The sequence below is a fragment of the Paenibacillus glycanilyticus NBRC 16618 genome, from assembly GCF_004000805.1.
GTDB classification, from domain to species: Bacteria; Bacillota; Bacilli; order Paenibacillales; family Paenibacillaceae; genus Pristimantibacillus; species Pristimantibacillus glycanilyticus.
The window spans coordinates 13583-38985 of record NZ_BILY01000018.1 but is presented as its reverse complement, the minus strand read 5'-3'; the positions used below and the strand labels follow the sequence as shown (position 1 = coordinate 38985).

The following is a 25403-nucleotide window of genomic DNA, read 5'->3' as shown; positions in this document are numbered from 1 at the left end:
ATTTTTTGCGTTCACATACGCATTAGTAACGGATTAGAAGAAGAGAAGGGGACGAACTTTTATGAAAAAAGTACTTTCTGGCATTCAGCCGAGCGGACAGCTTACGCTTGGCAACTATATCGGCGCCATGCAGAACTTCGTGAAGCTTCAGGAAACGGAAGAATGCTTCTTTATGGTCGTGGATCTTCATGCGATTACCGTGCCTCAGGAGCCGGCTATGTTCCGTGAGCAGATCGAATCGGTTGCGGCATTGTTTATCGCTGCGGGCCTCGACCCGGCTAGATCAAACATTTTCGTGCAGTCACACGTGCGCGCGCATGCCGAGCTGGGCTGGATTATGACGACTCTTACCGGTATGGGCGAGCTTGAGCGCATGACGCAATTCAAAGACAAGTCGGCTGGCAAAGAATCGGTTGGCGCGGGGTTGTTCGTTTATCCTTCGCTTATGGCCGCTGACATTCTCGTGTACAATGCGGACCTTGTGCCGGTAGGCGACGATCAAAAGCAGCATCTGGAGCTTACCCGCGACCTGGCAAGCCGCTTCAATTCAAGGTTCGGAGAATACTTCACGGTTCCGGAGCCTTATATTCCGAAGATTGGCGCAAGAATCATGTCGCTTGACGACGCGAGCAAGAAGATGAGCAAGAGTAATCCGAATGCCGGCAGCTATATTGCTCTTCTTGACGAGCCAAGCGTCATTCGCAAAAAAATCAGCCGCGCCACTACGGACTCCGGCCGCGAGGTGAAATACGATCCGGCGAACAAACCGGAGATCAGCAACCTGATCAGCATTTACTCGCATTGCGCGAACATGACAATCACCGAGGTAGAAGCCCGTTACGAAGGTCAGGGCTATGGGCCGTTCAAGAAGGATCTGGCCGAGCAGGTCGTCAATGTTCTTGAGCCTCTGCAGCAGAAATACAAAGCGATCCGCGAATCCGGCGAGATCCATGCGATCCTGAAGCAAGGCGCAGAGCGCGCATCGGAGCTTGCGGACCGCACGCTTGCCGGCGTCAAAGAAAAAATGGGCTTCCTTGCACCGCGCGGATAATCATAAAACAAAAGGCTGGCGCTATTAAGCGTCAGCCTTTATTTTCGTTACGGCGCCGGATTCTTGCTTTTACAACAAAACCTCCGCCAATCATGCACAGAGTGAGAATCGCAAACAGTATGGCCAGCCAGGCGTTAAAAGATATCGAAATCGCGGTAGCGCACATAAGCAGCACAGAGACGATGGCGAAGAACAAAGACAATGGTTTAGACAAGGTGTTAACTCTCCTTTACGGATGCTTAATAATATTTTTTTGAGCTTAGCATATTTTGCGTCAACATGCTCATAATAAGCTTGCAAGCTTGCAAAACATCACAGCTCTTAACTGAAGGGAGATTATCAGCATGGCTAGCAACAGATCGAGCAATCAATTGGTGGTTCCACAAGCACAAGCCGCTCTTAACCAAATGAAAGTTGAAGCAGCTTCGGAGCTTGGCGTACAAATTCCAGCCGACGGTTACTACGGTAACGTTACATCTCGTGAAACAGGTGCGTTGGGTGGTTACATTACTAAGAAACTTGTCCAAATCGCTGAACAACAATTGTCCGGCGGCAGCTTCCGCTAAACGTTTATAAATACACAACGCTTCAATGGAAGCCAAGAAGCTCAAGGGTAAAACCTTGAGCTTTTTCCATGTGCACCAAGCCAGCATGATCACAAAAAAAAGCCCCTTCTTATTGTGCGTCAGGGGCCTTCCTTCGTCAAGTCAAGTCGAGTCGTTAATAAGAGTTCATGCGCAGCCGTTTCGTTAAGCGGTCGTCGCTTAACCAACCGACATACGAGCCAACCGTTTCGTATTCCTTGTTCATGAGCAGTACGGCAACAAACGGAAATTGCTTGCGGTGCCGGTAACGGACATCCGACCAGCGGACTTCATAACCCCAGGGATGCTCCTTCACTTCGGCGCAAGCAAATTTGGTGAAATACAAAAAGCTGCGAATCGCGTTGTCGTTTCTGGATTTAGCTACGGCAGGATGATCGGAGCAGCGGACATTGTCCAGCCATCTGAGCTTGTTGCCGCGAAGGTCCCCGATAACAAAGCTGCCGTCGGTAGCTCGCTTTACGATATTCCAATGCGACAGCGAGATCGTTGGAATGGCGATATAGCCTTGTGTTCCATCCGGTTCAGGGTCTAGGGAATGGAGCCTGCGAAGCGTACTTCTGTGAGCCAGCGTCCGCCATGTATAATAGATGATGGTAAACAGGTACAAAACCGGAAAGATGGCAATGGGACTAGCAAGGCCAAACGCCCAAATCAATATCGCAATGACATGAGTAGCGAAGATAACCGGGTCAAAGATATGGATGATATTCCATGAAATCCATTTCTCGGTAAACGGCCGCATGGCTTGGGTTCCGTAAGCGTTAAACAAATCGGTGAATACGTGAAGGCAGACGGCTAACAGCACCCAGGACCCGACATGCAGCCATGGAAGGCTGCCCCGGTAAACGAGCTGAAGCAATCCCGTAATTAGGATCGTCCAGATGGCGATAGCCGGCAAGGAATGCGAGATGCCTCGATGATTCCGGATATAGCTGGCATTTCCTTTCAGCTTCAGAAAGGTGTCAAAGTCCGGAGCCTGCGAGCCGATGATGGTTCCGACCAATACAGCGGCGAAGATGGATGGGTTGTTGGCGACAACGGGATCGACGCAAGCCAGTCCGGCGAGTCCGATCCCCATAACAAGATGCGTTCCTGTGTCCACGGCAAGACCTCCTAAAAATGATTGCGGGGGCTTTGATTCAATTAGCTGTAGTATCAACGGAGGAGCTTTACTTTATCAATGGTAAATAGAAAGGGGTTAATGACGATCATGTACATTTGCTTTGCGGAATATAAAATCGCGGCGGGCGAGAGGGATGTTTATTTAGCCTATGTAAATACATTAATGAAGGAATCGGGGCGCAGCGTCCAAATATATGAAGGAACCGATCAATTCAACTTGTTTGTGGAGATCTGGACGGCCGCAACCGAAGACGAAGCCGAAGCCATAAAAAAAGAACGCTGCGATGAGCGTTCTTCTTGGTACCGGGTAGCCGAATGGATTCCCGGCGGTGCGGACAAAATGCATGTATGGACATTTAAGCCGGCAGGGGCTGGCTCAAATGCAGGGTAGCGCTTAGCCTTGGCGGTTCGTCAGCGGTGTCGTATTCGTAATGGTACCGCCTTGGAACGGATACTCATACGCGATTTCGCCTTCAAACGTTACATAATCCAGGTTCAAAGTGAGCAGCAGGTAACGCATGCCGGTGGAAGGATCGCTAATAATAATATGGTCGCGGCCGGCTGCTTCAATAATGCCGCGGAATACTTTGGCGTTCCATTCGCGGTTGTTCTCGTAAGTCATGTAGAAAGTAGCCATTTTGCCGCGGTTAAGGCGCAAAATGTTCTCTACATAAGATTCTTCCACACCCACTGTTACAATGTTTCCACCTGTTGGCGTAATGAACGAACCGCTAGGCACCTGCGGAGGCGATTGCGCTCCAAGCGTTTGAGTTGGCATACCTGGCATACCTTGCATACCTGGCATAGCAGGCATAGGCATTGCCATATTAGGCATTGTTGCGGCAGGAGACACGCCGGTTGGGAAGCCGCCGTAACCGCCGCCTGCAAATGGGCTTACTCCACCGTAACCGCCAGTGCTAGCCGGACTTACTGCATTTTTGTAACCATAACCGTAAGACATGCTGTTGATCCTCGCTTTCAATCTTTGAAATTTGTTGATTGATCCATACACTCGTGGACAAATTCTTCTTTCTGGTTATTCCTTGTCGCGTGCGCTCTGTTAAAAGAAACCTTTTTTGCTTGCGTAGCCTCAAAGCCTCCGGGATTCTAATGCTGACGACTGCCGTATGTTCGGGCTCTTTTGCTCCCCTTCAACCTATACAGAGCTGGGCACTTGACTACATACCTATAGTATTGAAGGGCGGTCAAAAGGGTTACACATTTATTGTCACAATTTGAATGGCGAATTGATGAACAATGGCTCCTAACGTTGTCATGGCATCTATTTTTCTGTATGATTAAGAACGATTCATCAATGAAAATGTATAGGCGCGCGTGCTTGCGTGCCTTGTTGCATAACTCGGGAGGCTCGCTTCGTGTTGAAAGATTTAATTGCATTAACCAAACCACGGCTGCTCCGGCTTAATGTATTTGCCGCAATTGGCGGTTTCTGGGTCGCTTCCAAATGGCATATTGACTGGCTGACATTGCTGTGGGTCGTCATTGGCTCAGCGGTTACGATAGGCTCGGCTTGCGTCATTAATAACTATTGGGATCGAGAGCTTGATGAGAAGATGGAGCGCACGAAAGACCGCGCATTGCCAAAGGGCCGTCTCCAGCCTGGCTTTGTGCTCGGTTACGGCATCGTTCTTGGCATCATCGGCCTTGCGATATTGTTTGTTTTGGTAAATCCGGTTACGGGCTGGCTTGGTTTTTTAGGCTGGTTTGTTTATATCTTCATCTATACAATCTGGTTGAAACGCACGTCCACCTGGAGCACGTCGATTGGCGGTATTTCCGGGGCAATGCCTCCGGTGCTTGGCTATTGCGCGGTGACAAATGAAGTGGATATGGGAGCATGGCTGCTGTTTGCCTTCTTGTTCCTGTGGCAGCCGGCGCATTTCTGGTCGCTTGCTATCCGCCGGGTAGAGGAATACCGTACAGCCGGTTTCCCGCTGCTGCCGGTGGTGAAAGGGATTAAACGGACGAAGCTGCAAATGATTCCTTATGTCGTCCTTCTGATTCCAACCTGTGTACTGCTATACACCTACGGATACACGGGCATTGTATTTCTGATCCTGTCTGTGATTGCCGGGGTTGTTTGGGCTGTTCATACGATTCGAGGCATAAAAGCGGAAAATACCGAGAAATGGGCGAAGGTTAACTTCCTTATTTCCGTTAACTATTTGATGGTTGTCTTTATTGTAATGATGGCAAATACCGTGAAGTAATCTGTTTAGCCAGGATGATTCCTTTTAGGGAGGACGAGAACCGAAATGGCATTTCTCAAAAAGCACAGCTTCAAATTCGCTGTACTGGCGCTTTGCTTGGCAATGGGCATTTATTTATTCATTACGAACTACTCGCAGTCGAGCGGCGGCAGTAAAATGCCCGTTCAAATGGCTGCTCCGTCATTTGCATTGAAAGATATTAACGGCAATGAGGTTTCGCTGGATTCCACTAACGGAAAAGCGAGGCTGGTCTACTTCTATTGGGCAAGCTGTCCGGATGTATGCCCTCCAACAACGTTTATGATCTCCGAGGCAGAGGACCAACTCCGTGAAGCAGGGCTTCTCGGCACGAAAGCCGAGCTGATCTCGATTACTTTCGATCCGGCTCATGATACGCCTGATGTCATTCGAGACTTCGCAACCCGCAACTTTGCGCAGCTGGATGAAGGGGGCTGGGACTTTCTGCGCGGCGATGATGAGGAAGCTTCGATCAAGCTGGCAAGAGATTTTGGCGTCAGCGTGAAGAAGGATGAGGCCAACAATTCATTTATACATATGAATGTCATTACGCTCGTTGACAAGAAGGGCCAAATACGCAAATGGATTAACGGCAGCGATGAATCCCTTACGCCCGAGAGCTTGGTGTCGGATTTAAAGCAGCTCGCGAAGGAATAAGCGATGGACATATTTTGGCACATATTATGGAGCAATGTCCTGCCGCTCACATTGATGATAGCTGTTGGCTTCACAATGCAGCGGCTTTTTTCTTTGGATATCAAAACCTTGTCGAAGCTGAACTTTTATGTATTTTCTCCATCCGTCATTTTTAATTTGCTCTATACAACGGATATCTCGGCAGCCCTGATCGGTCAAGTCTTATTGTTCGTCATTCTGTTTATGACCCTGCAGGCTTCTTGCGTGGAAGCAGCCGTCCGGCTGCGCGGGCTGGAGGGGGGCATGCGCGGGGCGATGCGGAACAGCGTCCTGTTCTACAACAGCGCCAATTACGGGATTCCGCTAAATCAGCTTGCTTTCTCGGCGAACCCTTATACGCTGTCGATTCAGATTATCGTAATGGTTACGCAGTCTCTGCTTCCGAATACATTCGGCATATACAGCGTTAACGCGCATAGGATGAGCTTCCGTTCCACGCTTCGTACCATACTGTCACAGCCGATTATTTACGTCATCCCGATTGCCTTTCTGCTTCACGGCTTTCAGGTGCAGCTGCCGCAATCCGTCGAGACGCCTATTACGTATTTGTCGAATGCCTTTATCGGGACGGCCCTGGTTACGCTGGGCGTACAGCTTGGCAATATGAAGTGGGAGCTTAATCCCGTCCTGATCAAAAACGTTTTGCTTGCGAACGGATTGCGCCTGATAGGCGGTCCGGCTCTGGCCGCATTGGTCGTTTGGGTGCTTGGATTCTTTATGACCATCGACCATATGATGGCGGCGGCGCTTATCGTATCGTCATCCGTGCCCACCTCGCTCAGCAGCGTACTGCTTGCCGTCGAGTTCGATAACGAACCGGAATTCGCCTCGCAGGCCGTATTTCTCTCGACCGTGATCAGCATTATTACGGTGGCGGTCGTTATTTTCCTTCTTCATATTTAACGGGGTATTGGATGAATGATTCCAGACCAGCCTTCTCCAATTGCTCGATCAGATAATCCTCCGGGGTATGCTCTACTCCCGGGTAGCCGCGGCGGGTGTAGATATGCTCGGCGTCAGGGAATAAATCGCGGAGGATGCCGCGGATCCGCTTGCCTGAGGAATCATTGTCGGTGAAAATATAGACGTCCTTGTCTCCAATCTGCTTGCGCAGCTTCTCCAGCTGGACGGTACCCGGCGTACCAAAGGTGCAGAAGATGGGGACGGATTCATCAAGTACGCGGCGAAGCCGGCTTTTGTCGTTTTTGCCTTCTACGATAATGGCGATATCCATAGCAGTCACCAGCCTTTTATTCTGTAGCTTCTTACATGTAGTGTAGCGATATTCACAAGCCGCGGGCAAGAAAAAGATTCCTAATGGAAAAGGGACGGAGCCACTTGAGCTCCGTCCCTTTTCATATTCATAAAGAGTTTCTTAGTATAATCCGCCGCCGCAAATGGTGCAGACGATGATAACGAGCAGGATGAACAATACGAGGATGGACCCCATATGGTTAAAGCCGCCACCGCGATGATCGCCTACAGGTGAAACATGAATTTCAGACATCTAAGTCACCCCTCTCTAGCAAGCTTCAACGTCATGTCGACCGGGCAATGTTCCTTCCGGAGCAACTGTCCTTCGTGGCCACCTGACATAGTGCATTATATGCCCGGGTGAGCGAATGGCCTTGTGCATTCACCTAGACTTGGGAAAAATGGGTGTGAGCGTAGTTTTTCTGCGGTGAAACGGCAAGACGCAGACCCCGATCATTAGTCCAAGAAAAGCTAGGTAGTAAGGGGACAGATTGTCCCGCAGATGGCCGGCAAGCATCGGCCCAAGGAAGGCGCCAACCGAGTAGGCAATGGACAGAACCGAGAAGGTACGACCGTACTTGGCGCCGCCGCTCAGCTCGATAAGCAGCGTTGAAATAGCGGGGAGAACGATGCCCTTACCCATCCCGACGAATAATAGAAGCATAAAGAACGGCAGCGGGGGTTGGGCAGCAATCGTAAAATAGACGAGAGCAAGTCCAAGCGCCCCCCACAAGGTCCGGTAATAAGACGAAAGCTTATTTAGGAAAAGCATGCTCAGCGTAATCAAAGCGCCGATGCTGACGACGGAGAACAAAATGCCGGTCTCCATCATCCCTTCCGAGGACGTCGCCATCAGGGGCAGCTCAAACGACAGAATACCCTGCGCGCAGCTCATGGCAATCGGAAGCAGGAACACCAGCCAAGGGATAGGAGTTCCTTCGGCTAGGACGGGTTTCGTGCTGCTTGGTGCCGGTTCAATCTCCACGGCCGGCGCTGCCTTTATATCCCGAATAAAGAACAAGGCGCAGATTGCGGTTATAATGAGCACCCAGCCCAGTAAATAAAAAGCGGTCGTAAACCCGATCCTCGCAACCAGATACGCGCCCGCTGCGGGAGAGACAACCGTGGCCAGCGTATGCACGAGTCCGTTACCGGCCATAAACTTGCCTTGTTTGGTCACATCGCTCGAAATTCGGGCTAGCAGTGCAAGGCAGGCAGGAGACAGAAAGGCCAGCACGAATCCGCTGATCGAGCGGAGCACCAGCAGCTGCCACGGATCGGTTACTTTGGATTGGAACAGCAGGACAACGCCCGCGCCCATCAGGCTGAATACGATAAACAATCTGCTTCCGAACCGGTCAACCCCGTATCCGGCCATAATATTGCCCGGCAGGTGAGTGATGGAGTACATGCCCATCATCAGCCCGATGAAGGAGGGTGCCGCGCCAAGGGAGATGGCGAAGGGCGTTAGGATCGGGTACTGCGCATGCAGATCAAAGAAAGCGACGAACAGAAATAGATAAAGCCAGATTGCGGTTTTCAACGGCTACTTCCTCCTTGCATATCCTCTTAATTTACTTGTACGTGAAAGATGGACAGGATATGTCTTCCGGCGCAGATATGCCGCCTTACGTTTACGGCATATTCTGGGTGGGTTATAATGTTTGATAATGGGACATTGCGCGAGTTATAATAGGGCTACTGCTTACGAAGCAAGAATGACCTCAGTAAGCAAAATCCCGCCTGCTTGTTACCACAGTAGGCAGTAGTTTCCCTATTTGTGTGATCATTCTTTTTAGGGGGATTGTTTGTTGAAAAATTACTTTGATTTTTCCGGCTACGATTGGGATGCGTGGAGCACTTTCCTGCAGGATCATTGGCTGGTGCTTGTCATTGCGCTTGTTGTTCTGCTCTTTATAATCAGAGTCGTTAAAACATTCGTGAAATGGGCGCTGGTGCTCGTCATTGTTGTCGGCATTGTCGCTTACAGCGGCTATACGCTGGACGACGTGAAGTCCATTGGCACGCAGGCGATTGACAGCCTGAAGCAGGAAGCCGTATCGGCTATGGCAGGAGAAGTGGATAAAGCAACGTTTACCTCGAATTCCGACGGAACCTTCACGGTGAAGACCGAGAATCTGGAATTGACAGGTGTTCCCGGCTCCGGTGAAGTGAACGTAAAATTCCGCGGCAAATCGGTTGGTACGATGAAAATAGATTCAACCATTCAGGCGCTTATCGATCAAGCGAAGGCCAATGGTAAAGTATAGATAGAGAACAAGTACAACAATGCAATACAGGTAGAGGCAAGGAGGGGTAATGATGATGGAATGGATACGCGCAGGGACGGCCTGGGAACCGGTCTCGCTTATCGTTCTTCTCCTTCTGCTGGTTTCGCTGCTGCAAGGAATGAGAAGAGGCGCGTCGGGTTCAGCGAGGCGCCTTTTCTTTTTTGTATGGGACGGCATTCTGTTGATTGTGTGTCTTGTGCTTGCGGGGAAAATTGCAGGCAGCTTGTCCCCGCTTGCGGCGGACTGGCTGAGCGGGCATGTAAACGTGCCGCAGAAGGAAATGGGTGCAACCTCCCAGGCTTGGTATACGTTTATAACAAGCCTGCGCGATTTCGCCCTGCTCCGGTACGGCATCCTGTTTTTGCTCTCGTATTTGCTGCTACGGCTGGCCGCATCCTTTCTTGCGCCGCTGCTGGAGACTTTGTTTGCCAGCAGACAGCAGCGCGGCAGACACGAGAGCATGGAGCGCCTTCCGGGCGGAAGAGCGGCAAGCCGCGCGGCGGGAGCTGTTTTTGGCACGGTTCACGGTGCCGGGAGGGCATTCGTATTCGTAGCCGCCTTGTTTATTTATGTTTCGCTCGCGCCAAACGGACTTTGGACCGGATTGATTCAGCAATCTCCGTTATACATGAAGGCATCGGATGTTCTTGAGCCGGTTGCCGGAGATATGCTGGCCGGACGCGGACCCGTACTGGCGGAAGCCGTGCAGGAAGAGTTCCAGAATGTGCTGCAGCGCAAATACGAGATTATCGATTACAATATCCCGACGGATATTGAGCAGGCAGCTCTGCAGATTACGAAGGACAAGAGCAGCGACGAAGACAAGGCAAGGGCTTTGTATGATTGGCTGGGCAGCCGTATTGCCTATGACTGGGACAAGGCTAATAACTACGTAGACAACGGAGTATGGAAGGAACAGAACCCGGAGGAGACGTTTGCTACCCGCAAAGGCGTATGTATCGACGTAGCCAGACTGTACGCCGTGATGGCCCGTGCGTCGGGACTTGACGTGAAGGTTGTTACCGGCACGGGGCTGGACGGCCGCGGAGGCTCCGGGCCGCATGCCTGGAATGAAGTGAAAATAGGCGGAGACGGCGGTACCTGGATTCCGCTCGATGCGACATGGGCATCCTCCGGCGATTGGTTCAACCCGGTTGATTTCGACAAGACTCATATCCGGGCCGTTTAAGTTAGAATTGGACAAGAGGTGAACAGGTTGCATGATGATCCGCAGAAACGGGAAATAACGAATCGGCGTCATTTTTCGTTTCGTTTGAACTTTTTCTTCTTTATCGTATTTGGACTATTTAGCGTTCTTATTATTCAGCTTGCTATCTTGCAGTTCGTCGAAGGTCCGAAGCTGAGCGCGCAAGGTAGCCAGAAGAGCACCAGAAGCGTTAAGATCGCGCCGATCCGCGGCAATATTTACGATTCGTCAGGCAATGCGATTGCTTATTCGACATCAACGCAATCGCTCTATTTTACGATTTCGCCTGATTTCAAGGACGGGGATGCGGAAGCGATTGCCGCAAAGCTGGCTGCCATATTTAAAGAAAAAGGGGATAAAGCTCCTGAAAAACAAATGACGGTGGAAGATATTATCCGTCAGATGGACTTGGATTTCCGCCGGAATACGATTTCTACCCCGCGGCGGATAAAAACCGGCTTAACGGAGGACGAGATTGCCTACTTCAGCGAGCACAAGTCGGAATTCAAAGGGATCGATATCGTCGAGGAAAGCGTACGTAATTATACGAATGATACGGTAGCCGTGCAGCTGGTCGGCTACTTGAAGAAATTCAAAGGCGTACGCGAATCGCTTGATTTCTACAAGGATAAAGGGAATGAAGACGATCCGCAGCTTCAATATCTGGATGACGAGGACGTTGGTTTTGACGGACTTGAATATATGTACCAGGATATTTTGCGCGGCAAAAACGGCCTGAAAACTTATCCGGTTAATAACGCAGAGCGGATCATAGGTCCCGTACAGATTACCAACCCGCAAAAGGGCGATGACCTGTACCTGACCATCAACCGCAACGTGCAATTAACGACGGAGCAGGCGATTGTCGACCAGATCAAAAAAATCAGCACGTCGACCAACAAGGCGGAGCGTGCCGAATACGCGAAGATCGGCTTCGCCGTCGCGATGGAAGTAAACACCGGTAAAGTCGTCGCTATGGCGAGCATGCCGGATTACGACCCGAATATTTGGGCAGGCGGCAAGATCAGCAACGAAGACTACAAAAACTTTTCGTCTGTTCTAAACAACGGAACGATCAGAGAGGTATTCCCTCACTACGAAACCGACAAAGAGCGGAATCAGCATCCGTCGTCCCTGGTTCCTCCGGGCTCGACGATGAAGCCTTTATCCATTCTGATCGGTTTGAACGAAAAACTCTTTACCACAACCAGCACTTATTATGATAACGGCGCTTACTTCTTTGGTGCCAAGGGTCATGAAGTACGGATCGGCAACGCCTCGAACCATGCTTACGGCTTGCTGGACCCGGCATCGGCGATTGCCCATTCCTCCAACCCGTTTATGGCGAAGATGGTGGGCAACAACCTGTATGAGAAATACGGAAAAAAAGGCGTCGATGTGTGGGATGAGTACATGAAGCAATTCGGGCTAGGCGTCTTGACCGGCAGCGGTCTGAGAGGCGAATCCAAAGGTACGATCGACTACTACCACGAGCAGCAAACGGCCAGTTCCCAATCCGCATTGGTGCGGGCAGCGTTCGGCCAGCAAGCGCGTTATACGCCGCTGCAGCTCGTGCAGTACGCGTCCATGCTCGCGAACCACGGCAAACGGATGAAGCCGCAATTCGTCAACCAGATTAAAGACGCGGACGGCAATGTCGTTCAGACGTTTAAGCCGGAAGTACTGAACACGGTTGATTTCCCCGATTCGTATTGGAAGGAAATCGAGGACGGCATGTCCCGGGTTAACGTGCAGGGCTTTGATGGCGTTACGTACACGTACGAGAGAAAAACCGGTACGGCACAGTCCGACGTAGCCGGCCGCCGTGCGGATAACGCGGTATTTATCGCTTATGCGCCAAGAGAAAATCCGAAGCTGGCCGTAGCGGTTGTTATTCCGGACGGTGAGTTTGGCGGCTGGGGCGCAGCTCCAATCGCGCGGAAGATTTTCGACGCTTACGATTACGAGGTTGGCTTGAACGGTACGCCGGGCAAGACGAAGGATCAAGCGAATAATACGGCTAACGCGGGTACTAACGGTACACCGGGTAAAACCCAATAAGATGCTGAAAAGCTGTTTCCGGAGATTCGAAAAAAGAATCTTCGGGAGCAGCTTTTTTTTGAAACTTTTTATAGACAAATTTCGTAAGAAATGTTGCATCAGAGAAACATTTTTGAATAGTATAAACAAAGAGGCGTTAAGCTAACTAATGTTCGTCCAGGCAAAACACGGGATAACTCATGGATGGGGGAAAGGATATGCGGTTTTCGAAAAAGCCAAACTCCGCGATTAAGCGGTTTATAATGACCCTTTTATTTCTGGCGGTAAGTGCTTTACTGGTGACGGGCTGCGGGACCGGGGAGAACGACGGACTTGCGGGCAAAGGCAAGCTGAAGGTAACGGCTACAACCGGGATGATTGCCGACGTGGCTCAGGAAATAGGCGGAGAGGATGTCGCAGTTACCGGACTGATGGGCTCGGGCGTTGACCCGCATTTGTATAAGGCGTCCTACGGCGATGTGAAGAAGCTGGACCGGGCGGACATTATTTTTTATAACGGGCTGCATTTGGAAGGGAAAATGGCGGAGATGTTCGAGAAGCTGGAGAAGCGCAAGCCTACCGTTGCGATCTCTTCGCGGATACCGGAGTCGGATTTGCGGTCGTTCCCGGGCGGAGGGAGCCAGTCGCATGACCCTCATATCTGGTTCAACGTGAAGATGTGGATATCGGCCGCGGAGGTGATCCGGGACTCCCTGATCGAGAAGGATCCGGTTCATGCGGAGGGCTATCAAGCGCGTGCTGCGGCATATATCGGGAAGCTGGAGGAGCTGGACCGATATACGACCGAGCAGATCAGGGCGATACCCGAGGAGAGAAGAATACTCGTAACCGCTCATGATGCGTTTGGTTATTTTGGCGATGAGTATGGACTTGAGGTAACGGGGCTGCAGGGGATGAACACAATGTCGGAATACGGCTCGAGGGATGTCAGCTCCCTGCGTGATTTTTTGGTGGAAAACAAGATCAAAGCGGTCTTTATCGAATCCAGCGTGCCAAAGAAAGCGATTGAATCGGTCATTCAAGGCGCGCGTTCGATGGGACATGAGGTAACGATTGGCGGCGAGCTGTTCTCCGATGCGATGGGGGAAGCCGGCACCGTGGAAGGAACGTATATCGGGATGGTCAGACATAACGTGGATACCATTGTTCAGGCATTGAGATAAACGAAGGGAAAGGGAGTGTTAGTCATGTCGGAAGCAAAAGTAAAGTCTGCGGCAACCGCAAGGGAGCGGGAGGGTGCTGCGCCTCCGTTAACGATTAGAGGGCTTAGCGCAGCCTATCAGAAAAAGCCTGTTTTGCGCGGAGTCTCCTTCACTGTAACGGAAGGGGAGCTGATTGGGGTTATCGGCCCTAACGGCGCCGGCAAATCAACGATGATGAAGGCTGCGCTTGGCCTTATTCCCCGCCTTGGCGGCGAGGTGCTCGTCTACGGCAAGCCTTATAAACAGCAGCGCAAGCTGGTTGGCTACGTGCCGCAGCGGGAATCCGTCGATTGGGATTTCCCCACGAATGCACTGGATGTCGTGATGATGGGGAGATACGGTCATCTGGGTTTGTTCGGACGCCCGGGAGCGAAGGAGCGCGCGATTGCGATGGAATGCCTGGCCAAGGTTGGCATGGCGGACTTTGCCTCCCGCCAGATCAGCCAGCTGTCCGGCGGGCAGCAGCAGCGGGTATTTCTCGCCCGTGCGCTTGCTCAGGATGCCAGCCTGTACTTTATGGATGAACCGTTCGCCGGTGTGGATGCCGCTACGGAGAAGGCTATTATTACGCTGCTCCAGGAGCTGAAGCTGCAAGGGAAGACCGTTATTGTCGTTCATCACGACCTTGCCACGGTGGAGGAATATTTTGATTCCGTGCTGCTGTTAAACGTAGAGCTTGTTGCTTACGGCAAGACAAAAGAGGTTTTCAATCAGCAATTGCTGCAACGCACGTATGGCGGCCGATTGGCTTTCCTGGACCGGAACAGCCTGTCTAAGACGGATAGCGCGGAAGGGTGAGTGAACGGATATGAATACGTTATGGACGCTTCTGCGGGACCCCAACATGCAGTGGATTCTGCTCAGCTGTACGCTTCTTGGGCTGAGCAGCGGCATTATCGGCTGCTTCTCCTATTTGCGGAAGCAAAGCCTGATGGGCGATACGCTCGCGCATGCCGCCTTACCGGGTATCTGTATTGCTTTTATGCTGACCGGTACCAAGTCCATTCTGTACTTCCTTATCGGAGCAGGTCTCGCCGGCGTAGCGGCAACCTTCGGGATCGGCTGGATTACGCGGCATTCACGCGTTAAGCACGATGCGGCGATGGGAATCGTATTATCCTCTTTCTTCGGCCTGGGTATCGTGTTGTTAACCCTTGTCCAGCATGGAGGCTACGGAAATCAGGCGGGGCTGGATAAGTTTTTATTCGGTCAGGCGGCTTCCATGGTGGGCTCGGATGTTCTTACTCTGTCGATTGTCAGTCTGCTGCTGGTTACGATCTGTTACTTCCTGTTCAAGCAGTTCAAGCTGGTATCCTTCGACCCGGGCTTTGCCAAAGGAATCGGCTATCCTGTTGCGATGCTCGAACAGCTTCTTATGTTCCTTATGGTTGTGGCGGTTGTCGTAGGAATTCAGGCGGTTGGGGTTATCCTGGTTGCCTCCTTGATCATTACCCCTGCGGTATCCGCCAGGTATTGGACGGACCGGCTTGGCGTCATGGTGGTCGTATCCGGCCTGTTCGGCGCCATTAGCGGGGCTTCGGGGGCGATTGTCAGCTCGACGGGAGACAGCCTGCCGACCGGTCCTCTTACGGTGTTAGCCGCAACCTTGCTGTTTCTTCTATCGCTGTTGTTTGGTTCCAAGCGGGGGATTCTTGTCCGGAGAATGGTGCAGCAAAGGATGAAGCGGTCGCTTGGTTATGGCTATGAGGAACAGGCGGCAACGGCTTCCGTGGACGACCGCTTGAATAAGGAGGCGTCGTTATGAGTGACTTCTGGATTCTGTTAACCGGGATGCTGGTGGCAAGCTGCAGCGGTATACTGGGTGCCTTCCTCGTTCTGCGCAAAATGGCCATGATCGGCGATGCCATCAGCCATTCCGTCATGCCGGGGATCGTGATCGCGTTCCTGCTCAGCGGCTCGCGAGACTCGATTCTGATGATGGTTGCCGCAATGGCCTGCGGATTGTTCGCCGTCTTCCTCATTCAGCTTTTTCAGAACAAGGGGGTGCAGGCGGATGCCTCGATCGGGGTCGTGTTTACCGCCTTGTTTGCGATAGGCGTCCTTCTGGTCAGTCTGTTCGCGAGACAGGTCCATCTGGACCAGGATGCTATTTTGTACGGCGAAATCGCTTATGTGCACTGGAACACCTGGGTCGTAAACGGCATAGACCTTGGGCCAAAAGCGGTGTGGCTGCTTGGCATAACGCTGATTATCATAGTGACGGTGATCAGCTTGTTCTACAAGCAGTTCAAGCTTTGCTCCTTCGACCCCGCGCTGGCTGCAGCCTGCGGCATTCCGGTAGCGCTGTTCCATTACCTCTTGATGGGCATGGTATCGATGGCAACCGTCAGCTCCTTCGAAAGCGTAGGCGCCATTCTCGTTGTCGGGATGCTGATCATCCCGGCCGCTACCGCCTATCTGCTGACCGACAGGCTGGGCCGCATGATTGTGCTCAGCGTAGGCGTAGGCATCCTTAGCGTCTTTGGCGGTTACGCTGCCGCCGTCATGCTTGATGCCTCCATTGCGGGCTGCATCGTATGCGCGGCAGCCGTGCTGTTCGTGCTGGCCTTCCTGTTCTCGCCTTCGCATGGCATCGTCGCCAAGAAGCTCCGCCTCCGCAAGCTCGCGGCTTAATAAGTTGAGTATAGATCCCCTTTCCTCATAAACCGAGGAAGGGGATTTTTTTTCGGAATCACGGCAGCGGAATGAAGCTGGTCGAATAAGACGGAAAAACCGTGTTACAGCGGGGCTGGCGGAGGGAGGGGACACGAAATCAGTCAAATAAGACGGAAAAACCGTGTTGCAGCGCGGTCGGCAGTGAGATGGATCATGAAACTGGCCGAATAAGACGGAAAAACCGTGTTACAAGCATGTCGACGTGTCGACGTCGGGGTGGAGAATGAATTTGGCTAAAAAACTTCCGAAGGACTATTCAATTAATTGAACCCTTCGCGCATGTCCCAACGTTTAGAACAATATCGATAGCTTCGTTTGGAATCTCCTTAATCTGTGCTAAAATATTGCATAGTAGAAACAGGCAGGAGGATACCGAGCATGGGGAATTACAAATTAGTCGCACTCGACATGGATGGAACGCTGCTGAATGACCAGAGCGAGATCAGCGAGGAGAACGCGGAATGGATCCAGCGGGCGCTGGATGCCGGCATTACCGTCAGTTTTTCCACGGGCCGGGGCTTCCGGGGGGCGCTTCCGTTCGCGGAGCAGCTGAAGCTGGAGACTCCGATGATTACGGCCAATGGCAGCGAGATCTGGCAAAAGCCGCATGTGCTGCATAAACGCACATTGATGAGCCCGGTCTACGTCAAGCAGCTGCACGAGCTGGCGCTGAGGCATGCGGGAACCTGGTTCTGGGCGTACTCGACAACGGGTATTTACAACCTGGAGAAGTGGATTGACCCGTCAACGACGTATGAAGACCACCATTGGCTGAAGTTTGGTTATTACACGGAGGATGATGTTGTCCGTAATCGCATTCTCGAGGAGATAACCGAATGGGACGCGCTTGAAATTACGAATTCCTCCACGGAGAACCTGGAGCTTAACCCGAAAGGCATTACGAAGGCCAGCGCGCTCCGCGAACTATGCGTCATGCTTGGCATCGAGATGTCGCAGGTTGTTGCGGCGGGGGACAGCTTGAATGATATTGCCGCGATCCGCGAAGCGGGACTTGGCGTAGCGATGGGCAATGCCCAGCAGGCAGTCAAAGACGCGGCCGATGTAGTGACGCTCACCAACAACGAGAACGGCGTCGCCGAGATCATCAAACAATATGTATTGAAAGGTTGATGCCTAAGTGGATATTTTAGGCTGGTCGCTGGTTGTCATTTTATTCGTGGTTGGCATGGCCGGGGCGGTCTGGCCGATTCTGCCGGGAGTTTTCGCGATATACGGCGCTTTTTTCGTATACGGCTTTTTCTTCTCGTTCAAGCCGTTTGGCTGGGTGTTCTGGACGGTGCAGACCTTGATTCTCATCGTTCTGGTCATAGCCGACCATGCGGTCAGCGCGTGGGGGGTTCACCGGTTCGGGGGTTCCAAGGCCTCTATCATCGGAAGTACGATAGGGCTTATACTAGGTCCATTCGTTATTCCTGCCTTTGGCCTTATTATTGGGCCGTTCGCCGGCGCCGTTATCGGGGAACTCGCGGTGGGCTCCAATATCGAGAAATCGTTTAAGGTTGGCATCGGCTCGTTGGTTGGATTATTGACCAGCGTCGTTGTCAAAATCATTCTTCAGGCAGCAATGATCGCGTTATTTATTATTTGGTTAATGGCCAACTAAGGAGATGGAGCAAATGGTAAAGGTAACAGTATGGAACGAGTTTCTGCACGAGAAAGAGCATGAAGAGGTAAAAGCGGTATATCCGGACGGCATTCATAACGCGCTTGCCGAAGGTATCCGCTCGGAGGGCATCGAGGTTCAAACCGCAACGCTGGAAGAGCCGGAGCATGGCCTTACGGAAGAAAAGCTGAACAACACCGACGTTCTGATCTGGTGGGGACATATGGGTCATGACCGCGTAGACGATGCGATCGTGGAGCGGGTACATCAACGCGTAATGGACGGCATGGGGCTGATTGTCCTCCACTCCGGCCATTTCTCGAAAATTTTCAAAAAGCTGATGGGTACGGGCTGCGATCTGAAATGGCGCGAAGCCGGCGAGAAAGAACGGATCTGGACCGTTAATCCGGCCCATCCGATTGCCGCGGGCATTCCGGAATACGTGACGATCGACCACGAGGAAATGTACGGCGAGCATTTCGACATTCCGGCTCCGGACGAGCTGGTCTTCGTGAGCTGGTTCGAAGGCGGAGAGGTGTTCCGCAGCGGCTGCACCTTCTTCCGCGGGCAAGGCAAGATTTTCTACTTCCGTCCGGGTCATGAGACGCATCCGACTTACTATCATCCGCAGGTGCTGCAAATTATCCAGAACGGCGTGAAGTGGGCAGCTCCTTCCCAGGCAGGCAAGCCGGTCCGCGGCAACCATCAGCCTCTGGAGCCAATCAAAGGCCAAGCTTAACCTGCAATCCGGCAAGTCATTAAAGAAAGAGAAGGACAACATGAAAAAAGATTCGCTTATAAAAGGTACGTTAATACTGGCGGCAGCCGCGCTGATTGCCCGTTTTCTGGGGATTTTTCAACGGGTTCCGCTTGATCATATCCTGACCGAGAACGGCGGGCTTTATTTTGCAGTCGCGAACAACGTGTACTTGACGCTGCTTGTCGTGGCGACGGGCGGTCTCCCTAGTGCCATCAGCAAGATGGTATCGGAGAGATATGCGCTGGGCCGTGAGCATGAGGCGAAACGGGTCTACCAGGCTGCGCTGCTCTTTGGCGTCATAACCGGCGTTATCCTGACGATTGCCCTTTACTTCGCGGCTCCGTATTATGCCGTGCATATCGCCAAAACGCCAGGTGCGGAGGTTGCGATCCGCGCGGTTGCGCCAACGCTGCTTATTTTCCCGATTATCGCGATGATGCGGGGTTACTTCCAAGGCCGTCAATTCATGATGGCGGGCGGCATGTCTCAGATCGTGGAGCAAATCTTGCGCGTTATCGTAGGCGTGGCGCTCGCTTATTATGTCGTCTCGATTGACTGGGGCGAAAAATGGGGCGCGGCCGCAGCATCGTTCGGCAACGTGATTGGCGGCGTAGGCGCTTTGCTTGTGATGCTGTATTATGCGGCAAAGCTGCGCCGGGGCGACCTCGCAGAGCGGCCGTCGGTGGATATCGCAGCGGTCAAGGCCGCTGCCAAGATTCCTTTCCGGTCCATTTACCGCGAGATTTTCACGATGTCCATTCCGATTGTCATTACGGCGATGACCGTGCAAATTATTTATACGTTCGACTCGTCCTTATTCGTACGTTTAACGGAATCGTATTACGGCTATCATGACGCGCTGCTCGTATTGAGAGATCTCAGCTTCAAGGCGCAGACGGTTGCGGGCATTCCGCCGATTCTGGCCATCGCGCTCAGCACGTCGATTATTCCGGTCATCTCGTCTGCGTATTCCTTGCGGAATATGGCCGAGGTGGAGCGTCAGACCTCCCTCGTTATGCGGATCGTCTTGTTCACCGGCGTGCCGGCAGCCTTAACGCTTGCCGCGGCATCGTATTCGGTAACCGGACTTATTTTCACGGGGCCAAGAGGTTACGGCATCGTTGCCGCCTTGACGGCAGGAACGATTTTCCAGATTACGATGATGACAAGCAACTCGATTTTGTTCGGGCTTGGGAAAGCTCGCATCCCTATGATGAATACTTTCGTAGGAATCGGGCTGAAAATCCTGTGCAGCTACGCGCTTGCCCCGATTTACGGCGTTTACGGCGTTATTGTGGCGACAAGCGTCTGCTTTGTCGTTATGACATGGATGAACATCGAGGCGATCCGCAGGGAAGTAAAGTTCACGGTGCTTGGAAGCCGCTGGCCTTCTTACCTGGTAACGATCGTCGTATCCGTTGCGGCAGGCTGGGGAACCGAGACGGGGATCCGCCATCTGCTTGGCAGCTGGCCGGACAAGCTGACGTATCTGGTCTCCGCAGCCGCTGCCGGCGCAGTGATCGGAGTCCTGTACCTGTTCCTGCTTGTGCTGCTCCGCGTCGTTACCATGGAGGATGCGAAGTCCTTCCCGGGGCCGCTGCGTAAGCTGTTTGTCCTGCTTCTGAAGGCGCTTGGACGCACGCAAACGCAGAAATAACGACAGAAATTCCATACATTTACAACCTCCCTGAGCGTCAGGTACAATAGATAGAGTTATAGGTCTATTAATCTATCTATTACTGGCTGTGAAGGGAGATTTGTGAATTGAAAAGTCTGAAAAGATTCAAGAAGGGGATCATCCTGATTTTGGCGCTTGCGCTTGTCATCGTTGCAGGCTGTCAGGCGATTCAGGGCGTGGATTTCAACACCGTATTGAAAAACACGCTTAAAGTGACCTCCGCGGAAAGCAAACAGTCGGTAGAGCTGAAGCTTCTTATGAATGAAGAAGCGTATGAAGGAATGCCTGAAGAAGATATTGCTCTCATGAAATTATTCTCTAACATGAAGCTGCAGTTGGATAGCGTGAAGGTACAGGATGCAAGCCATGTGTCCTACGCGGGCAAACTGATTTTCGGCGATAACGTCAGCATTGGTTTCTCGATCAAGCAATCGGATACAACTGCGGTTATCGAGGTGGAAGGCGCTAAGCTTCCAATCGTGCTTGACGTAACGGGAGCGGGCATTGGCTCGATGTTGGGTACAGCCGAGCTTGGCGAAAAGGCTGCAGGCTCCGATGACGAATCGGTAACGGCAATCGGCAAAGAGGTATTGGACAGCGCAACGTCCTTCTTTATCGACAATCTGCCTAATCCGGACAAAATTTCGGTAAACGCGGTTCAGGAGCCAATCAATGGCGTTAACACATCGCTATTCCATGTGAAGGCAGAGATGAGCGGTACCGAAATCTGGGCTTGGGTCAAAAAATACGTCGATGTTCTTGCAAGCGACCGGGATGGCCTTGAAACGTTCGTGAAGGAAATCGTAGCGATCATGAGCAGCCATCCGGAGTTCTGGGAAGAGATGGGCGTGAATCCGTTCGAGCAAACCGGACTGGATATGCCTACAACCGATGACATGATTAAGGAAATGACGGACGAGCTGGAAGCTACCTTTGCTTCGCTCCAGGAAGAGCTGAAGGCGATGGAAGAAGAGGGCGGCGAGGATCTTAAGGCCATCTTCAACGATGATTCATCGATTAAAGCGGAGCTTTACGTAGACAGCAAGATGGATATCCGCAAACAGGTCATCGACGTTACGCTTAAACCAAGCGATCAAGCCTTGTTCCCGCTTGACGGTCTCTCGCTACGCATGGAGAGCGAGCTGTGGAACGTTAACGGCAAGGTAGAGGCTGACGCGCCGGTGATCCCTGCTCAAGCTATCCATTCCGACCAGCTCGATTCCATGCAGGGTTATCAATTCCTTCGCATGTTCGACAAGCAATCGGCTGCCTATTCTCTGCTCGATAAGCTGGGCATCGGAGAGCAGACGGTTGAGCTGTCCGTGGACTCTAGCCTTTATCCGGCCATTGTTACTCCTAAGTACGTAACGATTGTTCCGGTGCGCGTAGTGGCCGAACAGCTTGGCGCTTCGGTGAAATATGATAAAAAGAAGAAGAATGTAACAGTCTATGACGAGGCGACCAATACGACGATCGTCCTGAAGGAAGGTTCTGACCGCGTAACGGTAAATGGCAAAGCAGCGACATGGTCGTTTGTAGCCAAAACCGTTGACGGTACCTTGTATGCAGCAGGACGCGATTTCGCAAACGCGCTTGGAGCGAAGGTTCATTGGGATGACAGCTGGGGCAGCGACACCTTTGTCATCGAGCGCGTAGTCCATTAATTTATTTTGCAAGAGCAGGGAGGATGACAATGATGAACAAACTGACAACGGACGCAGCCTTCCGGGAAGCCGTCCAAGGCGATGGGATTACGGTAGTCGTATTCAAAACGACATGGTGCGCGGATTGTCACTACATCGATCCGTTTATGCCGGATGTAGAGCAGCAATACGGAGGCAAAATCTCGTTCTATGAGATCGACCGGGATGAACTGCCCGATCTTTGCTCCGAGCTGAACATTCTTGGCATTCCGAGCTTTATTGCCTTCCGTAACGGCAAAGAGCTAATCCGGTACGTGAACAAGCTGCGCAAGACGCGGGAAGAAATCGAACAGTTTCTGGACCGCGCGGTGCAGGTGTCGGACGCATTACCCCAAGGTTAATAAACGGCAATCGTGCGGCTTAGGAACTCCTCCTGAGCCGCACTTTTTTATGCCCGCGCATCATTGCCACGGAACTGTCACACCCTAGGAAGTGTCACATTTTCAACATGGCTTTTGACCCCTATAATGGCTATAATGAGGTGACAACAAAACCCGAAATAAGGTGATTTTATTATGGTTACCGGCCGTTTTCGCGCGCTTGCTCTCGCATCGTGCATCGGAATGCTTTTTGTTCTCCTTGCCGGAGCACTCGTTACAAATACCGGATCCGGACGCGGATGCGGTGATGATTGGCCGCTTTGCAACGGTAAATTTATTCCTGCGTATACAATGGAAACCGCAATCGAATTTTCCCATCGTCTGATTACCGGATTTGAAGGTTTGCTCGTTGTGGCAGCCTTTATCGCCATATACCTGCTGTTCCGCAAAAACAATGCGGATTATAAAGAACCGCTTATTTATGCGAGCGGAGCTCTGCTCTTCACGGTTATTCAAGCGTTAATGGGCGCGGCAGCTGTTAAATGGTATCAGTCTGATGCAGTAATGGCTATTCATTTTGGTATTTCCTTAATTGCTTTTGCCTTTACTTTGCTTCTTGTCGTATGGTCTTACCGTACGAAGAATGGCAAGCCGGTGGAATTTACAGTGCCCCGCGCTATTTATCCCCGGATGCTGGCCGTAACGATCTTCTGTTATATCGTGGTTTATCTCGGCGCGTTTATCCGGCATACCGAGTCGGCAGGCGGCTGTCTAGGCTGGCCTTTATGCAACGGCGAGGTTGTGCCTGAGCTTCAAGGGGCGACGGCTGCTGTTTTTATCCATCGTTTAGGTGCACTTATTTTTGGTCTTGCTCTAGTTGGTTTATATATCCACGTCCGCAAAATCAGCGGAAAAGGCAAAGGTCTTACGAAATCCGCCGGCTGGGCTCTCGTTCTGGTGATCGCTCAAATCCTGAGCGGTGCGCTTCTGACGGAGACAATCGGCAACGATGATTGGTTCCTGTTTACGAACCTGCTTCATAATTTGATTATAACGGGCTTGTTTGGGATATTGTGCGATATGCTGATACGTTCCTGGCGGCTGCGGGAAGGACGGGAGAACGCTTGAGTTTTCAGAACCTGCGTGAATTTGTAGAGGTATTAAAAAAGGAGAATGATCTGCTCGTTATCGACGCGCAAGTAGATCCTTATCTGGAGCTGGCGGAAATTCACCGCCGCGTTATCGAAGAGGAAGGGCCGGCACTGCTTTTCACGAACGTGAAGGGCAGTCCTTTTCCCGTTCTGACGAATATGTTCGGGACAAGCCGCCGGGTTGACCTTGCGTTTGGTACGCGCCCGGAAGAAATCATGAAGCAGATCGTTGGTGCTGCGGACCGTATTATGCCGCCAACGCCAAAAGCGATTTGGGGCGAGAAAAAGCTGATTTGGGACATGATGAAGGTAGGCATGAAGGAAGTGCCGAGCGGCACGGCGCCTATTCTGCAAGTACTGAAGCGTCAGAATCCGCTGGCCGGCTTACCGCGCGTAACAAGCTGGCAGGAGGATGGCGGTCCGTTTATTACATTGCCTCTTGTCTATACGGAGAGCTTAAAATCTCGCAAAGCGCATAATCTAGGGATGTACCGTATGCAAATTTTTGACGATTCAACGACCGGCATGCATTGGCAAATACATAAGGGCGGCGGCTTCCACTATCATGAGGCTGAGCAGAAGAACGAAGCGCTGCCGGTATCCGTCTTCCTTGGCGGACCTCCGGCATTGATCGCTTCGGCCATTGCGCCGCTTCCGGAGCATCTGCCGGAGCTCTTAATGGCTTCGCTTATCCTAGGCGGCAAGCTGCCGGTTGTATCCGATCCGCACAGCAAGCACCGCATTCCGGCGGAAGCCGAATTTGTCATCAGCGGACAGGTACCGCCGCATCTCCGCCGTCCGGAAGGTCCGTTTGGCGATCATTTTGGCTATTACTCGCTTATCCATGATTTCCCGGTCTTTAACGTAAATCATGTCTGGCACCGCAAGGATGCGATCTATCCGGCGACGATTGTGGGCAAGCCTCGTCAGGAAGATTACTATTTGGGCGAGTATTTGCAGCGCCTTCTGGCACCGGCCTTCCCAATGGTAATGCCGGGCGTACACGAATTGTGGGCATATGCGGAAGCGGGCGTACACGCGCTTGCCGCAGCCGTTGTCCGGGAATCCTATTCCCGTGAGGCGCTGTCGACTGCCTTCAGTATTCTGGGCCAAGGCCAGCTTACCTTGACCAAGTTCCTGATGCTGACGGACCAGCCGATTGACCTGTCGCGGTTTGACGTATTGCTTGAGACGGTGCTTGAGCGGTTCCAGCCGCAGACGGATCTGTTTGTATTCGATGAAACCTCCCATGATACGCTGGATTATACGAGCGGTAAATTCAACCACGGCAGCAAAGCGGTTATGCTTGGCGTCGGAAAGCCTGTCAGAGAGCTGCCTTCCCGCTATGAAGAAGGCGTGATCGAGGAAATTACGAACGCTCAGGTCTATTGCCGCGGATGCCTTGTTGTATCCGGAGCATCCTATGAAGCAGAGCCGCAGCTTGCGGAGCGTCTGCTGACAAGGCTGGCGGAGCGCGGGACGGAATGGCCGCTTGTTATTCTTGTGGACGACGCAAACGTTGCGCATGGGCAAACGTCCTTCTTGTGGACGGTGTTCACGCGGTTTAATCCGGCGGACGATATTTACGCGAATGCCGAAATTCGCCGCCATCATTTCGGCTACAAGCTGCCGATCGTTATCGACGCGAGAATGAAGCCGGGCTATCCGGCAGAGCTGTTCACGCGCGAGGATATTACCAAGCTGGTTGACAGCAGATGGAACGAGTACTTCAAATCCTAAGTTGCGAAGAGAG

27 protein-coding genes are annotated in these 25403 nt (G+C 52.1%); 21 read left to right on the top strand and 6 right to left on the bottom strand.

Annotation, left to right across the window (positions count from 1 at the left end):
• Positions 1-61: 61 nt before the first annotated feature.
• Positions 62-1051 carry a tryptophan--tRNA ligase gene (gene trpS, locus PGL01S_RS15940; protein ID WP_127495594.1) on the top strand — a complete coding sequence of 330 codons (990 nt, stop codon included), beginning with the start codon at positions 62-64 and terminating at the stop codon, positions 1049-1051.
• 31 nt (positions 1052-1082) lie between these two features.
• On the opposite strand, the gene PGL01S_RS15935 is transcribed toward trpS, so the two are convergent.
• The gene (locus PGL01S_RS15935; RefSeq protein WP_127495593.1) at positions 1083-1265 is read right to left on the bottom strand and encodes a DUF5325 family protein; all 183 of its coding nucleotides are present in this window, start codon (positions 1263-1265) and stop codon (positions 1083-1085) included.
• A gap of 130 nt (positions 1266-1395) precedes the next feature.
• On the opposite strand from PGL01S_RS15935, the gene PGL01S_RS15930 reads away from it, so the two are divergent.
• Entirely contained in the window at positions 1396-1617 is a 222-nt protein-coding gene (locus PGL01S_RS15930; protein ID WP_127495592.1) for an alpha/beta-type small acid-soluble spore protein, read from the top strand.
• 154 nt (positions 1618-1771) lie between these two features.
• On the opposite strand, the gene PGL01S_RS15925 is transcribed toward PGL01S_RS15930, so the two are convergent.
• Complete coding sequence (locus tag PGL01S_RS15925; RefSeq protein ID WP_127495591.1) at positions 1772-2758, bottom strand: metal-dependent hydrolase; 987 nt, start codon at positions 2756-2758, stop codon at positions 1772-1774.
• A 78-nt stretch (positions 2759-2836) separates the two neighbouring features.
• Here PGL01S_RS15925 and PGL01S_RS15920 point away from each other — a divergent pair, with 78 nt between their 5' ends.
• Positions 2837-3169, top strand: a complete 333-nt coding sequence (locus tag PGL01S_RS15920) for a hypothetical protein (RefSeq protein ID WP_244935615.1) — start codon at positions 2837-2839, stop codon at positions 3167-3169.
• A gap of 3 nt (positions 3170-3172) precedes the next feature.
• Here the strand turns inward: PGL01S_RS15920 and gerQ are convergent, their stop codons facing one another.
• Positions 3173-3739, bottom strand: a complete 567-nt coding sequence (gene gerQ, locus PGL01S_RS15915; RefSeq protein ID WP_127495590.1) for a spore coat protein GerQ — start codon at positions 3737-3739, stop codon at positions 3173-3175.
• A gap of 394 nt (positions 3740-4133) precedes the next feature.
• Here gerQ and cyoE point away from each other — a divergent pair, with 394 nt between their 5' ends.
• Genes cyoE through PGL01S_RS15900 form a run of 3 tightly spaced genes read left to right on the top strand, consistent with a single transcriptional unit; the run spans position 4134 to position 6626 of the window.
• Positions 4134-5009, top strand: a complete 876-nt coding sequence (gene cyoE / locus PGL01S_RS15910) for a heme o synthase (protein ID WP_280525715.1) — start codon at positions 4134-4136, stop codon at positions 5007-5009.
• Between the two features lie 45 nt (positions 5010-5054).
• On the top strand, positions 5055-5684 hold the full coding sequence (locus PGL01S_RS15905; protein ID WP_127495588.1) for an SCO family protein: 630 nt from the start codon (positions 5055-5057) through the stop codon (positions 5682-5684).
• Between the two features lie 3 nt (positions 5685-5687).
• Entirely contained in the window at positions 5688-6626 is a 939-nt protein-coding gene (locus PGL01S_RS15900; protein WP_127495587.1) for an AEC family transporter, read from the top strand.
• On the opposite strand, the gene PGL01S_RS15895 is transcribed toward PGL01S_RS15900, so the two are convergent.
• The 3 genes from PGL01S_RS15895 to PGL01S_RS15890 form a co-directional block, all read right to left on the bottom strand.
• Positions 6604-6957 carry a toprim domain-containing protein gene (locus PGL01S_RS15895; RefSeq protein ID WP_127495586.1) on the bottom strand — a complete coding sequence of 118 codons (354 nt, stop codon included), beginning with the start codon at positions 6955-6957 and terminating at the stop codon, positions 6604-6606. The genes PGL01S_RS15900 and PGL01S_RS15895 overlap by 23 nt on opposite strands.
• A gap of 141 nt (positions 6958-7098) precedes the next feature.
• Entirely contained in the window at positions 7099-7230 is a 132-nt protein-coding gene (locus PGL01S_RS31460) for a hypothetical protein (protein WP_280525713.1), read from the bottom strand.
• A 129-nt stretch (positions 7231-7359) separates the two neighbouring features.
• Complete coding sequence (locus PGL01S_RS15890; RefSeq protein WP_127495585.1) at positions 7360-8520, bottom strand: MFS transporter; 1161 nt, start codon at positions 8518-8520, stop codon at positions 7360-7362.
• Between the two features lie 268 nt (positions 8521-8788).
• On the opposite strand from PGL01S_RS15890, the gene PGL01S_RS15885 reads away from it, so the two are divergent.
• From PGL01S_RS15885 to PGL01S_RS15815, 15 genes are all read left to right on the top strand, one after another.
• Positions 8789-9247: a hypothetical protein gene (locus tag PGL01S_RS15885; protein WP_127495584.1), complete on the top strand. Its 459-nt coding sequence runs from the start codon at positions 8789-8791 to the stop codon at positions 9245-9247.
• A gap of 52 nt (positions 9248-9299) precedes the next feature.
• Positions 9300-10457, top strand: a complete 1158-nt coding sequence (locus PGL01S_RS15880) for a transglutaminase domain-containing protein (RefSeq protein WP_127495583.1) — start codon at positions 9300-9302, stop codon at positions 10455-10457.
• 27 nt (positions 10458-10484) lie between these two features.
• Complete coding sequence (locus PGL01S_RS15875; protein WP_127495582.1) at positions 10485-12536, top strand: peptidoglycan D,D-transpeptidase FtsI family protein; 2052 nt, start codon at positions 10485-10487, stop codon at positions 12534-12536.
• A gap of 197 nt (positions 12537-12733) precedes the next feature.
• Positions 12734-13699: a metal ABC transporter solute-binding protein, Zn/Mn family gene (locus PGL01S_RS15870; RefSeq protein ID WP_127495581.1), complete on the top strand. Its 966-nt coding sequence runs from the start codon at positions 12734-12736 to the stop codon at positions 13697-13699.
• 24 nt (positions 13700-13723) lie between these two features.
• Positions 13724-14536: a metal ABC transporter ATP-binding protein gene (locus PGL01S_RS15865; RefSeq protein ID WP_127495580.1), complete on the top strand. Its 813-nt coding sequence runs from the start codon at positions 13724-13726 to the stop codon at positions 14534-14536.
• Between the two features lie 10 nt (positions 14537-14546).
• Entirely contained in the window at positions 14547-15503 is a 957-nt protein-coding gene (locus tag PGL01S_RS15860) for a metal ABC transporter permease (protein WP_127495579.1), read from the top strand.
• A complete protein-coding gene (locus PGL01S_RS15855; RefSeq protein WP_127495578.1) occupies positions 15500-16372 on the top strand; it encodes a metal ABC transporter permease in 873 nt (290 codons plus the stop codon). Before PGL01S_RS15860 ends, PGL01S_RS15855 begins: the two co-directional genes overlap by 4 nt.
• A gap of 420 nt (positions 16373-16792) precedes the next feature.
• A complete protein-coding gene (locus PGL01S_RS15850; RefSeq protein WP_127495577.1) occupies positions 16793-17545 on the top strand; it encodes a Cof-type HAD-IIB family hydrolase in 753 nt (250 codons plus the stop codon).
• A 7-nt stretch (positions 17546-17552) separates the two neighbouring features.
• The gene (locus PGL01S_RS15845) at positions 17553-18038 is read left to right on the top strand and encodes a DUF456 domain-containing protein (protein ID WP_127495576.1); all 486 of its coding nucleotides are present in this window, start codon (positions 17553-17555) and stop codon (positions 18036-18038) included.
• A 13-nt stretch (positions 18039-18051) separates the two neighbouring features.
• Positions 18052-18777, top strand: coding sequence for a ThuA domain-containing protein (locus PGL01S_RS15840; RefSeq protein ID WP_127495575.1), 726 nt, complete (start codon positions 18052-18054; stop codon positions 18775-18777).
• A 40-nt stretch (positions 18778-18817) separates the two neighbouring features.
• Positions 18818-20455 carry a putative polysaccharide biosynthesis protein gene (locus PGL01S_RS15835; protein ID WP_127495574.1) on the top strand — a complete coding sequence of 546 codons (1638 nt, stop codon included), beginning with the start codon at positions 18818-18820 and terminating at the stop codon, positions 20453-20455.
• A gap of 107 nt (positions 20456-20562) precedes the next feature.
• Positions 20563-22140, top strand: coding sequence for a copper amine oxidase N-terminal domain-containing protein (locus tag PGL01S_RS15830; RefSeq protein WP_127495573.1), 1578 nt, complete (start codon positions 20563-20565; stop codon positions 22138-22140).
• 32 nt (positions 22141-22172) lie between these two features.
• Positions 22173-22520, top strand: coding sequence for a thioredoxin family protein (locus PGL01S_RS15825; RefSeq protein WP_127495668.1), 348 nt, complete (start codon positions 22173-22175; stop codon positions 22518-22520).
• Between the two features lie 174 nt (positions 22521-22694).
• Positions 22695-23627 (top strand): COX15/CtaA family protein, encoded by a 933-nt coding sequence (locus PGL01S_RS15820; RefSeq protein WP_127495572.1) that lies wholly within the window; start codon positions 22695-22697, stop codon positions 23625-23627.
• Positions 23624-25390 (top strand): UbiD family decarboxylase, encoded by a 1767-nt coding sequence (locus tag PGL01S_RS15815; RefSeq protein ID WP_127495571.1) that lies wholly within the window; start codon positions 23624-23626, stop codon positions 25388-25390. Before PGL01S_RS15820 ends, PGL01S_RS15815 begins: the two co-directional genes overlap by 4 nt.
• Positions 25391-25403 lie beyond the last annotated feature (13 nt).